Source organism: Marichromatium sp. AB31 (assembly GCF_003718685.1).
Classification (GTDB): Bacteria; Pseudomonadota; Gammaproteobacteria; order Chromatiales; family Chromatiaceae; genus Marichromatium; species Marichromatium gracile.
Window position 1 is genome coordinate 1 of sequence record NZ_RHFI01000018.1, and the last position, 13,047, is coordinate 13,047.

Sequence of the window (13,047 nt, forward strand, 5' to 3'; positions counted from 1 at the left end):
ATCTCGCGACGCAGATAGCCCTCGCGCGCCAGCCAGTGCTCGAGCCTGACCCCCTTGTAGAGCGGCCCGAAACCGTGATCGGACATCACGCACAGGGTCACGTCCTCGGGCACCAGCGCCAGCAGCTCGCCGAGACGGCGGTCGAGATCCTCGTAGGCGCGCTCGACCAACTCGCCGTAACGGGCATGGTCGCGGGCGTTGTACTCGGGATGGGCCGGATCGCGGAACTTCCAGAAGTTGTGCTGGGCACGGTCGGTCGACTCGAACACCACCACGAACAGGTCCCAGGACTCGCGACCGAGCAGATGCGCGGCGGCGCGGAAGCGGTTCTCGGTGATCTCCTCGATGCTGCGCGCATAACGCCCGACGGCACGGCGCGAGAGCCGCCGCTCGACGCGTTCGAGACGGTAGCCGCCGGTGACCCGGTCGAGCTCCTCGCGAAACTCCGACGGATGGACGAAGGCGCTCTCCAGGCTCGGCGTGTCCATCCCCGAGACCATCACCCCGTTGATCGGGTCGGGCGGGAAGGTGAAGGGCACGTTGAGCACGCAGCTCCGACGCCCGCGCGCGCTCAGCAGGCTCCACAGCGGCGGTCGGCGACGGTAGGAGGCGTTGAAGAAGCGGGTCTCGTAGGAGCCGGCCTCGACCGGTCCGAAGAAGTCGTTGACCCCGTGCGCCCCGGGGGTGACCCCGGTCATGAACGAGGTCCAGGCCGGCGGGCTCAACTCGGGCACGCTGGAGTCGAGCGTGCCGCTCGCCCCGCGCGCGATCAGCCGCGCCAGATTGGGCAGCCGGCCGGCATCGAGCAGCGGCTGCATGATGTCGAAGGTGGCCCCGTCCATGCCGAAGACCATCACCCGGTTGTTGCTCTGCGTCATCTCGTCTCCCCCATGCCCCGGGCGCTCAGGCCCGGCTCAGTCGCCCGCCGCGAGCGAGCCGTCCGCCCAGCCCCCGCAACAGTCTCAGGTCCTCGGCCGCGAGACCGAGGCGCCAGCCCAGCGCCGCCAGCGCCAGCCCGACGCCCAGCCCGCACCACAGCGGCGCCAGCGCGCGCAGCCCGCTCAGCTCGCACCCCAGCACCACCACCACACCAGCCGCCGCCACCAGCAGCGGACGCCGGGCGAAGGGCTGCATCCCCAGCCGCGCCCGGACCATCAACAACCGCAGCCCGTTGAGCGCGACCAACGCGATGGCGGTCGCCAGCGCCGCGCCGAGCGGCCCGAGCAGCGGGATCAGCGCCAGGTTGAGCGCCAGGTTGAGCGCGATCGCGATCAGGTTGGCGAGCAGCTCCAGCCCCTGGTGACCGGTCATCGCCAGCACCTGACCGACCCCACCGCTGGCGCAGTTGAGCGCGTGACCGATCACCAGCACCGCCAGCACCCCGGCACCGGTGGCGACGAAGCCGGGGCCGAACAACGCCATCAACGGCTCGCGCGCGAGCACCGCCGCGCCCGCCAACGGCAACGCCAGCAGCGTCAGCCAGCGCGTGGTGGCACGATAGAGATGGGCGACGCGCGCCGGATCGGCGCCACCGTGGGCACTGGCGATCAGCGGCGCGAGGATGCTGTTGACCGAACTCATCAGCGTCGAGGACAACAGCCCGGCGAGGGCGAGCGCGGCGGCATAGACCCCGACCTCGGCGACCGACACCCAGTGACCGAGCAGCAGCAGGTCGAGCGAGCCCATCAGCATCGCGGCGAAGCCGCTCAAAAACAGCGGCAGCGAGTAGCGCAGCACCACCCCGACGCCCGGCGCGGGCGCGACGGCGGCGGACGGCGTGCGCGGCGCGCGCAGCGCGGCGCCGAGCTGACGGCGCAGCGCCAGCAGGATCAGCGCCAGCGCCACGCCATAGGCCAGCACCATCCCCCAGATCACCGCCCCGAGGCTGCCGCCGAGCAGATAGCCGCCGAGCACGGCGCACAACAGCAGCGCCGGCAGCGCGAGCTGCTCGACCAGGGTCGCGTAACGGGTGGTGTGGAAGCCGCGGCTGGTCTCGACCCCGACGCGCAGCAGCGCCAGCGCCGGGATGGCGAAGGCGATACGTTGCAGGTGCGGGGCGAGCGTGGGATCGCCGAACCAGCCGATGGCGAGGGTATCGGCGCCGTGGAAGAGGGCCAGGGCCCAGAGCAGCGAGAGCGCCAGCGGGATCGAGAACACGGTACGCAACAGCGCCGGGATGGTCTCGGGGCGACCCTCGCCGAGCGCCAGCGCGAGAAAGCGCATGCCGCCGCGCGCCAGCCCGGCCACCGCCAGGGTGCGGGCGAACTCGCCGACGAGCAGACAGAGCGCCAGCGCGCCGAAGGCCGCCTCGCCGAACAGTCGGGTGACCAGCACCCTGAGGGCGAAGCCCAGCCCCTTGCCGGCGAAGGTGCCGGCGAGGGTGATCAAGGAGCCGCGCGCGGCCACGCCCAACGCGCCGTCGCCCTGGTGCGAGCCGGTCACCGCACGACCACCCTGGATGGATCAATCCCGACCACTGCGTGTTCTCCCGACCGTTCAAGCCCTCACGCCAAGTCGGCCGCATCCTGACTGGCCCGCGCCGGCGGGATACCGACGGATCGCGACCTTGCGATAGATAGAAGGATAACAGCAGCGCACCGGACCGACCTTGTTCCAGCGCAGCTCGCGCACACGCCGCGCAACCATCGCCACTGGACCTGACACCCGCAGCCGACCGACAATAGGCCGATGCCACCCCGCTCTCGGGAGCGCCGATGACACCATCCAGCCGCCTCGCGACCCTGGCCCTGTTGCTGACGAGCCAACTGCTGCCGGCCTGCGCCCCCGAGAGCGGCCCCCGACCGCCACCCTGGGGCCGACCCGCCGCCCCCATGGCCGAGCGCCCGGCACAAGGTCAGGCGCAGCGCCCGGCCATGGCACGAGTGGAGCGGGTCGAGGGCGAGCGGGTGCACCTGATCAGCGCCGACGGGCGCGCCCTCACCCGGACGCTCGGCGGACTGCGGCTGCTGCGTCACAGCCGTGTCGACCCCGCCGCGCTCACCCCGGGCGAGCGGGTGGTGGTCCCCCAGGGAGGCGCGGGACGGGGTCCGCTGCGCGGACGCGTGGTGGCCGGCACGCCGCCGCGGATCGAGACGCCCGGCGGCGAGACCCGAGCGCTCCCGACCGGCGCCCTGGTGTTGCGCGAACACGAGATCGGACGCGACGCGCTGACCCCGGGGACCCGGGTGCGCCTGACCCCGAACGCGCTGATCGTCGTCGACGGCGGCCCGGGAGGCGCACGCCCGCCAGGCGCGCCGAGCGTGCGCCCCGCCCTGGCCGGCGCACCGGCGCGGGCGGCGGCGCAACGCCCGACGGTCTCGCTGCCGATGCCCGAGACGGCGCCCGAGGACCACTTCGACCGGGCCCGGATGCAGGCCTCGCTGGACTCGCCCTTCGGCTTCTTCGACCCCAACATGCTGCGCTTCCGGCACACCTCCTGGAACCAGGGCTATGGCGAGACCATGCGCGCGCTCGGCGCCCACTGGGCGTCACAGGGCGCGACCTTCGCCTTCAGCTGGAACCTGGTGCAGGGGCGCGACGCCGACGGCGGCTGGGCCGGCTACGACTGGAGCCGGCTCGACGCCCTGGTGCGCTACAGCCAGGCCAACAACATCCATCTGGTGCCCATCCTCACCGCCTCGCCGCCGCAACCGACGGGCCAGCGCATGGCGCGCTCGATCCCGCGCAAGCCCGATGACACCGCCGCCTACAGCGCCTTCGTGCGCGCCGCGGTGGAGCGCTACGACGGCGACGGGCGCGCCGACATGCCCGGCCTGCGCGCGCCGATCCGGCGCTGGGTGGTGGAGAACGAACCCTATGCCAAGCGCTACTGGCAGGGCGACGGCGCCGACCTCGCCGACACCCTGATCCTCGCCCATCGCGCGATCCGCGCCGCCGACCCCGGCGCCGAGGTGATCGCCGGCATGGTGCGCGGTCCCGGCTGGCACGGCGACACCGACCCGCGCCGCTTCATGGATGCCTTCTTCGACCGGCTCGGCGCCCGCGCCGGGGGCGAGCGCCCCTATGACTATCTCGACCAGCACTGGATCGGCACCGCCCCGGGGGTGGCGCTCGAGCGCCAGTACGCCGAGCTGCGCACCTGGATCGACGACCTCGAGCGCGCCGCCGCGCGCAACGGCTTCGCGCCCGCGCCACTGGTCGCGCTCGAGCATGCCGGGCGCCATCAGGACGAGCGCGCCCAGGCCGAGGACGTGGTCAAGCGTCACGCCTACCTGCTCGGCTCCGGGTTCCGCCTGACCCTGTGGTCGGGGCTGCGCGCCGCCCCCGAGCGTGGCGCCAGCCCGGGCGACGGCTACTTCCGCCAGGTCACCCTGATCGACGCCGACGGGCGGCGCAAACCGGCCTATCACGCCTATCGGCGGATGACCGAGCGGCTCGACGGCTGCGACTGGCGGCGCACCCGGCTGCTGCGCGACGAACAGGGTCTGGTGGTGGTGCGCTTCCACTGTCACGACGCACCGCTGCTGGTGGCCTGGAGCGACCGCTCGGGCGGCAGCGCAGCGGTACGCATCCCCATCGAGCACCCCGGGGTGAGGCGGGTGCGGGTCGAGTCGGCGCTGCCCGACAGCGGCCCCTCACCGCGCACCCTGGCGCTGGAGGACGGCGCGATCCGACTCGACCTCGACGCCACGCCACGCTACCTGAGCCCGGATGGACCGACTGGCGACGCCCCTTAACGCCACCCTGCAGCTCGCGCTCGCGCTACCCGCGGTGCTCGCCATCCTGATCTCGCCCTGGCTCGGGCTCGGGCTGGTCGCGCTGCTGTGGTTCTATGCCGCGAGCCTGCGCTGGCCGCTGACCGGTTTCCTGGTGGTCTATGGCGCGGCGCTGCTGATGAACATCAACCTGATCACCGACTCGCCGCTACGCGCGCTCGGCGAGCGCTACCCGCTGGCCCTCGGGCTCGCGCCGCTGCTGCTGCCGCTGCTTGCCGCGCGGCTGCTCGCCCGACGCGTGCCCGGCGCCGCCCCGACGATCGCCCCGCTCGACACCCTGCCGCCGCTGCTGCTGCTGTGGATGCTCGCCAGCTACGGTTGGAGCCTCGACCCGCTGCACGGCACGAGCATGGGGTTGAACCTCGCCTTCGGGGTCGGACTCTATTTCCTCATCCAGCTCTATGTCACCGACCGCCGCGCCCTCACCCTGACCCTCGGCTTCACCTTCGTCTGGGGCCTGGCGCTGGCACTGATGCTGGTGCTCTCCAACAAGATCGACACCAGCCCGCTGCAGGCGCTGCAGGTCCGGCTCGGCGCCGACTGGCGCTTCGAGCCCTCGCTGATCCTCTACGGCACCCGCGCCGGCGGCTTCGCGCCGCCGCAGATCGCCGGCACCGTCACCACCTTCGTGTTCATGGCCGGCTGCGCGCTCTGGCCCGAGTGCGGCGGGCGCGCCCGGCTGGTGCTCGCGCTGAGCGCCCCCTGGCTGATCTCCAACCTGCTGGCCACCGGCTCCAAGGGCGCCGCCGGCGCCTTCGTCATCGCCGTCTCGGCCTTCATCGCGCTCTACCCCGGGTTGCGCGGGCGACGGTTGCTGACCGGGCTCGGCTTCCTCGTCGCGCTGGTCGCGATCATGGCCTTCAACGTGGTGGTGTTCAGCGCCGACCGGCTGGCCTCCGGGGCCGAGGTCAACGAGCTCTCCATCACCTTCCGGCTGGAGTTCTGGGAGGCCGGACTGGCGCTGCTCGGCGAGCGCTGGATCGGCGCCGGGCTCGGCGGCTTCGCCCATCTCGTCGACCCCTGGCCGGGGGCGCACAACTACTATTTCAGCATCCTCTTCGACGCCGGTCCGGTCGGCACCCTGTTGCTGCTCGGTTTCGTCCTCGGGGTGGTCGTCGAGCTGGCGCGCGCGCTGCGCGAGACCCGCGACCCGCGGCTGCGCCGCTATCTCTACTGTCTCGCCACCGCCCTGCTGGCACTGTTGATCCACGCCACCGTCGACTTCTCCTACGATTCGGCCTTCAGCTGGATGCTCTACGGGCTGATCGTCGCCACCGTGCGGATCGCGCGACGCGAGGCCGCCAGCCGCTATAATGGGCCGCCGCCGACCGCACACGCGCCGACAACCTCCGCCGCGGTCGTCCCCGACCCAGAGCATGACGACGCCACGAGATGGAGCTGATACAGATCCGCGACCTGCTGATCCGGCGTCGCCGCACGCTCGCCACCCTGTTCCTCGCCGTGGTGGCGCTGGTCGCGCTCTTCACCCTGGCGAGCGCGCCGACCTATCGCTCGACCGCGCTGGTGCTGGTACGCGAATCGCCCGGCGCCAACACCCTGCTCGCCGCGCTCGGCATCCCCACCGCCAGCCTCACCAGCAGCGACGACTTCGACGCCGACACCGAGATCTCGCTCGGCCAGCTCGAACCCTCGCTCGACCGGGTGATCGCCACGCTCGGGCTCAGCGACGACCAGGGCGAACCGCTCACCGCGCGGCGGCTGATCAAGGGCGGGCTGCTGCCGCGCCTGACCCCGCGTCCACACCTCGACATCGATCAGCTCGAGGACGGCCGGGTGGTCGAGATCGTCGGCTGGAGCGGTGAGCGCGATCAGGCCGCGGCACTGGCCAACGGACTCGCCGAGGCCTATATCGCCAGCCAGGTCGAGCTCCAGCAGGCCGATCTGGCGCGTGCCCGCGCCTTCGTCGACGAACGCCTCGGCGCGGTGCGCGACGACTATCTCGCCGCCCTCGCCGCCCAGCGCGCCTTCGTCACCGAGACTGGGGCGATCGACCTCGACGCCCAGATCGAGACCCTGGTCACCAAGCTCGGCGCACTGCGCACCCAGGCCGAGGAGAACCACACCGAGCAGGCCGCGCTCGCCGCCGAGCTGGCCGCGCTCGACACCGAGCTGGCGCGCACCGGGGCGGCACGCAGCGCCGATCAGGCCCAGGCCAACAGCGAGCACATCCGCACCCTCAAGGCCGACCTCAACGACCTGCTCCAGGAGCTTGCGGCGCTGCGCGTCGACAGCACCGAGGCATCCTCCGAGTACCGTCGGCTGTTCGCCCAGATCGAGCGGCTGCGCGAGCTGATCGTCGCCGAGGCACGGGCGGTGGTCGGCGGCGGCGGCGAGACCCTGGGCTTCTACGAGGAACTCGGCGCTCGGCGCACCGAGCAGCAGGTGGCGCTGGCGATCAGCGAGGCCGAGGGCCGCCAGATCGCCCACACCATCGCGGAGTACCGCAACCGGGTCGACACCCATGCCGCGCTGCTCGAGCGCCAGGCCGAGCTGGACAGCGAGCTGGAGGTGAGCGAGGCGATCCATGGCCGGATGCTCGAGGCGCAGCGGCAGCTCGGGCTTGCCGCGGCGCTGGTCGCACCGACCCACGTGCTGGTCCAGCGGGCCACGCCGACCACCCGCCCGGCCAGGCCGAGCCTCGCGCTCAATGCCGTGGTCGCGGTGTTGCTCGGCGGCTTCTGGGCGCTCGGCATCGCCCTGATCGAGGACCTGTTCGACGACTCGGTACGCGACCCGGCGGCGCTGCGCGGCCCGCCCCTGCTCGCCCGGCTGGTGCGGGTACGCCGCGACGCGCGTCCGGCGCGGGCGTGGCGCGAGCCGCTGCGCGCACTGCGCAACCGGCTGCGCGAGCGGCTCGACGGCCAGCTGCCCCGGCGGCTGGCGCTGGTCGGACCCTGTCGCGGCGACGGGCGCAGCACCCTGCTCGCCGCACTCGCCGAGCAGTGCGCCGGCGACGGGCTGCGGGTGCTCGCGCTGGAGCTCGACCTGCGCGCCCCCGACCTCGCCTCACGCCTCGATGCCGCACCGCAGCCCGGGCTGGTCGGGCACCTGTGCGAGGGCGTGGCGCTCGAGCGCTGCATCGTCCCCACCCGCGTGCCCGGGCTCGATCTGCTCCCCGCCGGCGCCGCCCTCGACGATCCGGCACCGCTCCTCGCCGAGGCCCGGCTCGGCGCGCTGCTCGCCCGTCTCGACGAGGACTACGACCTGATCCTGATCGACACCCCGCCGCTGCGCGCGAGCGAGGACGCCATCCAGGTGCTGGCGCTGGTCGAGCACGCGCTCCTGGTGGTCGCCGCCGGTCGCACCCCGCTGCGCGCGGCGCGCGCAGCGCTCGAGCGGCTCTCGCGACGTGCGCCGCTCGGCCTGGTGCTGACCGCCGTCGACCCACTCGAACACCGTTATCTGCACTGAGCCCGGATGCACCGATGACCACCACTCACACGCCTTCGCCCCGTGCCCGCTGGAGCGCCGCGCTCGCGCTGATCGGCCTGATCGCGCTCGGCGCCGGCTGCGCGCTGGTCCCCGGCACCCGGATGGTGACCTTCGACAAGCCACGCAGCGCCGCCGAGGACCCCCCGGTCGCCGCCCAGGCCGAGATCCACCCGATCACCTTCAAGCTGATCCGGCAACTCAGCACACCGCCACCCAGCCCGCTCGACAACCCGGCGCTGGAGCGCGAGATCGCCGACTATGCCTATCGCGTCGGCAAGGGCGATATCCTCAACATCATCGTCTTCGAGCACGAGGAGCTGACCATCCCCGCCGGCTCCTATCGCAGCGCCGCCGAGTCCGGCACCTGGGTCCACAGCGACGGCACCCTCTACTTTCCCTATGTCGGCAAGCTCGCGGTCGCGGGACTGACCCTGGAAGAGGTGCGCCTGCGTCTCACCGAGGCGCTCTCGGAGTACATCGAGGAGGTCAAGGTCGAGGTCAACGTCGCCGCCTTCAACGCCAAGCGGGTCTATGTCACCGGCGAGGTCAGGGAGCCGGGACCGCGCCCGCTCACCAACATCCCGCTGACCCTGCTCGATGCCATCAACCACGCCGGCGGCCTGACCGAACACGCCGACTGGGACAACGTGGTGCTGAGCCGCCGCGGCGCGGAGCAGCGGATCTCGCTGCAGGCGCTGCTCCAGCACGGGGTGCTCACCGAGAACCGGCTGCTGCGCGCCAACGACATTATCCACGTGCCGCGCAACGACACCCTCAAGGTGTTCGTGCTCGGCGAGGTGCGCCAACCGACCACCCTGGTCATGGGCCGCAACGGCATGCGCCTGACCGAGGCGCTGAGCAGCGTCGGCGGGCTCAACGAGGGCAGCGCCGACGCCACCGGGGTGTTCGTCATCCGCCCCGGCGGCGAGACGCGACCGATCCAGATCTATCAGCTCGACCTCCGCGACGCCACCGCAATGGTGCTCGGCGCCCAGTTCCGGCTCGCGCCGCGCGACGTGGTCTATGTCACCGCCGCGCCGCTGGCACTGTGGACCCGAGTGGTCGACAACCTGCTGCCCTCGCTACAGGGCTACGACCTGATCAACCGCAACATCAACGTCAACACCCGCTGACCCCGGCGCCCCATTCGCGATAGCTGCGACGGATCTCGGGGAGATACGCGGCCACGCCCCGCGCAAGGTCGTACTCGGGGGCGTAGCCGAGCGCCGCGCGGGTGGTCTCCAACTCGGCCCGGGTATGGGTCTGGTAGGCGTGGTGGGGGTTGTCGATGTAGTCGATCGGCAGCGCCGTGCCCAGACCCTGCTGGAGCAGCTCGAGCACCCGGGCGAAGGACTCGGCACGACCGCTGCCGACGTTGAACACCCCGCTGACGCGACCCGCGGCGGCGGCGAGCACCGCGCGCACCACGTCCTCGACATGGACGAAGTCGCGCAGGATGTGCTCCGAGCCGTGGAACAAGCGGGGCGCGCGCCCGGCGAGCAGCTGGAGGCCGAGCTGCAGCACCATCGAGGCGGTGGTGCCCTTGAAGTACTCGCGCGGCCCGTAGACGTTGAAGAAGCGCAGCCCGGCGACGGCCAACCCGGGATGCTCCTGACGGAAGCGCGCCGCCATCTGGTCCATCTTCAGCTTGCTGAAGCCATAGGGGGTGTCGGGGGCCTCGTGACCGATCCGCTGCGGCGCCGGAGCGGCACCATAGGTCGCGGCCGAGGAGGCGTAGACCAGATCGGCGCCGCGGCGCGCGGCCAGACCCAGCAGATCGGCGAAGACATTGACGTTGGCGCGCAGGATCGCCGCCTGGTCGTAGACCCGGGTGTCGGAGACGGCGGCGAAGTGCAGGATCAGGTCGTAGCGCAGGCGCTGCAGCCGGGCGAGGTCGCGCGGCTCGGTGAGATCACCGCAGATCAGCTCGCCGGCGAAGTCGATCAGGTTGAGATAGTGCCCGAAGGCGCGCGGGCCGGGGGCGTCGGCGGCGGCGCCGAAACAGTCGACCACCACCACGCGACACCCGGGGTGGTGGCGCTGCAGGTGCAGCGCGACATTGCTGCCGATGAAGCCCGCCCCACCGGTTACCAGCACCGTCTTGCCGTCGAGACCGCGCGGCGATTGTCCCTGTGCCATGCTCACCTCCACTCAGCCGATCCGCACCATCACCTTGCCGTCGGTCCGCTGCACCGAGGTCGCCAGCGCGCTGATCGCCTCGGCGAACGGGTAGCGCGCGGTGATCATCGGCGCGACCTCGAGCCGACCACTGGCGAGCAACCGGATGATGCCGTCGTAGATGCCGTAGCCGGCGTGACCGCGCCCGCCCTGGATGGCGTTGGCACCGCTCACCAGCCCGTTGAGCTGTACCGGGGTCTCGGTGGCGGCGCGCCCGAGATAGACGATCTGGCCGCCGGGGGCGAGCGAGGACTGCATCTCGGGGACGGTCTCCCCGGCCGCACCCGCCGCCTCGACCTGGATCTCGGCACCGCGCCCGGCAGTGTGCTCGAGCACCAGGTCGCGCGGCCTGACGCCGTCGCGACGCAGCGCCGCGGTGTCGTAGACGCGATCGGCCCCCAGCGTCTCGGCGATCGCCAGGCGTTCGACGATGGGGTCGAAGGCGATCACCTGACTGGCCCCCGCCAGGCGCGCCAGGGCGATGGCGCCGAGTCCGATGGGACCGGCGCCGTGGACCACCACCACCGCCCCGGGACGGAAGCCACCGGCACAGACGAACAGCCCGTTGTAGGCGCAGCCCAGCGGCTCGATCAGCGCCGCCACCTCGAACAGTCGGGTGTCGTCATAGCGCCCGGCGAGCGCGGCGATCGACCAGCACTGACGCTCGTCGACGGCGACGTACTCGGCCAGCGCGCCGTCGGTGGTGATCCCGGTCAGCTCCACCCGATCGCACTGGTTGAAGGCGCCGCTGCGACAGGGCGTGCAGCAGCCGCACCAGACGATGCTCTCGGCGGCGACCAGATCGCCCTCGCGCAACCCGCGCACCGCGCGCCCGACGCGCTCGACCACCCCGGCGTACTCGTGGCCGATGATGCAGGGCAGCGCCGCCGGACCGGAGAACATCAGATAGCCCTCGGCGTCGGTCTGGTAGAGATGGCTGTCCGAGCCGCAGATGCCGCAGCACACCACCCGCACCAGCACCTCGGTGTCGCCGATCTCCGGGACCGCGACCTCGGCGAGCGCGAAGCTCGGATCGCGCCACACCTGGCTGGCGCAGTCGGCGCGACGCCGCTCCAGCTCGCGCGCGCTCGGCGCGTACCCCGGTCTGGGATCCCAGACCGCCGTTGCCATCAATGCCTTCATCGTCGTCACCCGTCGGTCAGGGACCCGCGTTCCACCAGAGTCCGCAGGGGCCGCTTGTCGATCTTGCCACTGCCGATACGCGGCAGGTCGTCGACCAGCTCGAAGCGTCTCGGCACCATGTAGTTGGGCAACCCCTGGGCGCGGCAGTGCGCGCGCAGTCGGGCCGCGTCGAGCTCGGCTCCCGGCTCGGGCACGACGAAGGCCACCGGCACCGCGCCCTTGCGGCGGTCGGGGCGACCGAGCACCGCCGCCTCGCGCACCCCGGGATGGGCGCCGAGCAGCAGCTCGAGCTGCAGCGGATAGACCTTGAGCCCGGCGACCTTGATCATGCCGCTGATCCGCTCGACGTAATAATAGAAGCCGTCGTCGTCACGCCGGACCAGATCACCGCTGCGATACCAGCCCTGGTGGCCGGCCAGCGCGATCCCGCCGTCGTAGCCAGAGACCAGCCCCGGACCACGTAGCTGCAGTTCGCCGACCTCGCCCGGCGGCAGCTCGCGCCCCTGCTCGTCGACGACGCGCGCCTGATAGTGCGGACACACCCGCCCCATGCTGCCGTCGAGCCGATAGCCCTCGGCGGTGTTGGCCAGCGCCACCCCGCTGGTCTCGGTGCTGCCCCATACCGACATGACCGGCACCCCGCCGCGCGCGGCGAAGGCGGCGTTGATCTCCGGGCTGGTATACATCCCCCCGCTCTCGGCCAGACGCAGGCTGGCGAGATCGGCGCGCGCGCAGGCCCCGGCCATCATCCGGTACATCGGCGCCAGCCCCATCATGCAGGTCACCCCGAACGCGCGGATCGTCCCGGCGATGGCGCGCGGGTTGATCTCCTCGAGCAGCACCAGCGCGCCGCCGGTCTGGAGCGCGCGACAGAACAGCTCGTGGGGATGGGCGAAGGCGGCGAACATGCACAGATGGACGTCGTCCGGGCCGAGCGCGAAGGCTTCGATCGCGGCGCGGGTGTTCCAGTAGAGATTGGCGTGGGTCGCCAGCGCGCCCTTGGCCCATCCGGTGGTGCCGGTGGTGAAGTTGAGATAGGCGACCTGCCCCGACTCGGGCTCGGGCGGGGAGGCGATGGGCGTGGCGCCGAGCAGCTCGGGCCAGGAGAGGCAGCCGGGATGACGGCCGGCGCGGTCGATCAGCGCCATCCCCTCGGGCACCTCCCCGGCGGCCAGCGCCGCCAGCGTCTCGCCCTCGGCGAGCAGCGCGGCGAGCCGCTGCGCGCGCGCGAACCCGAGTAGCAGACGCGGCTCCAGCGCCGGGTTGAGCGCCACCGGCAGGGCGCCGATCCGGGTCGCGGCGAGGAAGGCGAGCACCCCCTCGGGCCGCCGCCCGAGCGCGATCCCCAGCCGCGCCCCCGGTCCCAGTCCGAGCGCGTGCAGCGCGCCGGCGAGACACTCGACCAGCGCCTGGGTCCGGCGATAGTCGAGCGTGCCGTCGCGATGATGGATGAAGGGGCGCTCCGGGGTGCGCCTGGCGTGCTCGGCGAGCAGGGCGTTGAGGGTTGGGGTCGCGGTCTCCATGGCGGCTCCGGTGG

General features: G+C 72.3%; 9 protein-coding genes. 4 read left to right on the forward strand and 5 right to left on the reverse strand.

Features of this window, described 5'->3' with window-relative positions:
* Both EBL84_RS12595 and EBL84_RS12600 read right to left on the reverse strand, forming a co-directional pair.
* Positions 1-878, reverse strand: an 878-nt coding sequence (locus EBL84_RS12595; RefSeq protein ID WP_190287960.1) for an alkaline phosphatase family protein, incomplete at its 3' end; no start/stop codon positions are given.
* 25 nt (positions 879-903) lie between these two features.
* Positions 904-2,442, reverse strand: coding sequence for a lipopolysaccharide biosynthesis protein (locus tag EBL84_RS12600; RefSeq protein ID WP_190287961.1), 1,539 nt, complete (start codon positions 2,440-2,442; stop codon positions 904-906).
* A 272-nt stretch (positions 2,443-2,714) separates the two neighbouring features.
* Here EBL84_RS12600 and EBL84_RS12605 point away from each other — a divergent pair, with 272 nt between their 5' ends.
* The 4 genes from EBL84_RS12605 to EBL84_RS12620 are packed head-to-tail and all read left to right on the forward strand — an operon-like array spanning position 2,715 to position 9,322.
* Positions 2,715-4,697 carry a hypothetical protein gene (locus tag EBL84_RS12605; RefSeq protein WP_148040298.1) on the forward strand — a complete coding sequence of 661 codons (1,983 nt, stop codon included), beginning with the start codon at positions 2,715-2,717 and terminating at the stop codon, positions 4,695-4,697.
* Positions 4,672-6,138, forward strand: a complete 1,467-nt coding sequence (locus EBL84_RS12610; RefSeq protein ID WP_123141139.1) for an O-antigen ligase — start codon at positions 4,672-4,674, stop codon at positions 6,136-6,138. Before EBL84_RS12605 ends, EBL84_RS12610 begins: the two co-directional genes overlap by 26 nt.
* Positions 6,129-8,168: a polysaccharide biosynthesis tyrosine autokinase gene (locus EBL84_RS12615; RefSeq protein ID WP_123141140.1), complete on the forward strand. Its 2,040-nt coding sequence runs from the start codon at positions 6,129-6,131 to the stop codon at positions 8,166-8,168. Before EBL84_RS12610 ends, EBL84_RS12615 begins: the two co-directional genes overlap by 10 nt.
* 14 nt (positions 8,169-8,182) lie before the next feature.
* Positions 8,183-9,322 carry a polysaccharide export protein gene (locus tag EBL84_RS12620; RefSeq protein ID WP_123141141.1) on the forward strand — a complete coding sequence of 380 codons (1,140 nt, stop codon included), beginning with the start codon at positions 8,183-8,185 and terminating at the stop codon, positions 9,320-9,322.
* Here the strand turns inward: EBL84_RS12620 and rfaD are convergent.
* From rfaD to EBL84_RS12635, 3 genes are read right to left on the reverse strand one after another with little or no spacing between them, the layout of a single operon-like run.
* Positions 9,309-10,328 (reverse strand): ADP-glyceromanno-heptose 6-epimerase, encoded by a 1,020-nt coding sequence (gene rfaD, locus EBL84_RS12625; RefSeq protein ID WP_123141181.1) that lies wholly within the window; start codon positions 10,326-10,328, stop codon positions 9,309-9,311. The two genes, EBL84_RS12620 and rfaD, sit on opposite strands and share 14 nt — an antisense overlap.
* Before the next feature lie 12 nt (positions 10,329-10,340).
* Complete coding sequence (iolM, locus tag EBL84_RS12630; protein WP_123141142.1) at positions 10,341-11,510, reverse strand: scyllo-inosose 3-dehydrogenase; 1,170 nt, start codon at positions 11,508-11,510, stop codon at positions 10,341-10,343.
* Between the two features lie 5 nt (positions 11,511-11,515).
* A complete protein-coding gene (locus EBL84_RS12635; RefSeq protein WP_190287962.1) occupies positions 11,516-13,033 on the reverse strand; it encodes a class I adenylate-forming enzyme family protein in 1,518 nt (505 codons plus the stop codon).
* Positions 13,034-13,047: the final 14 nt, after the last annotated feature.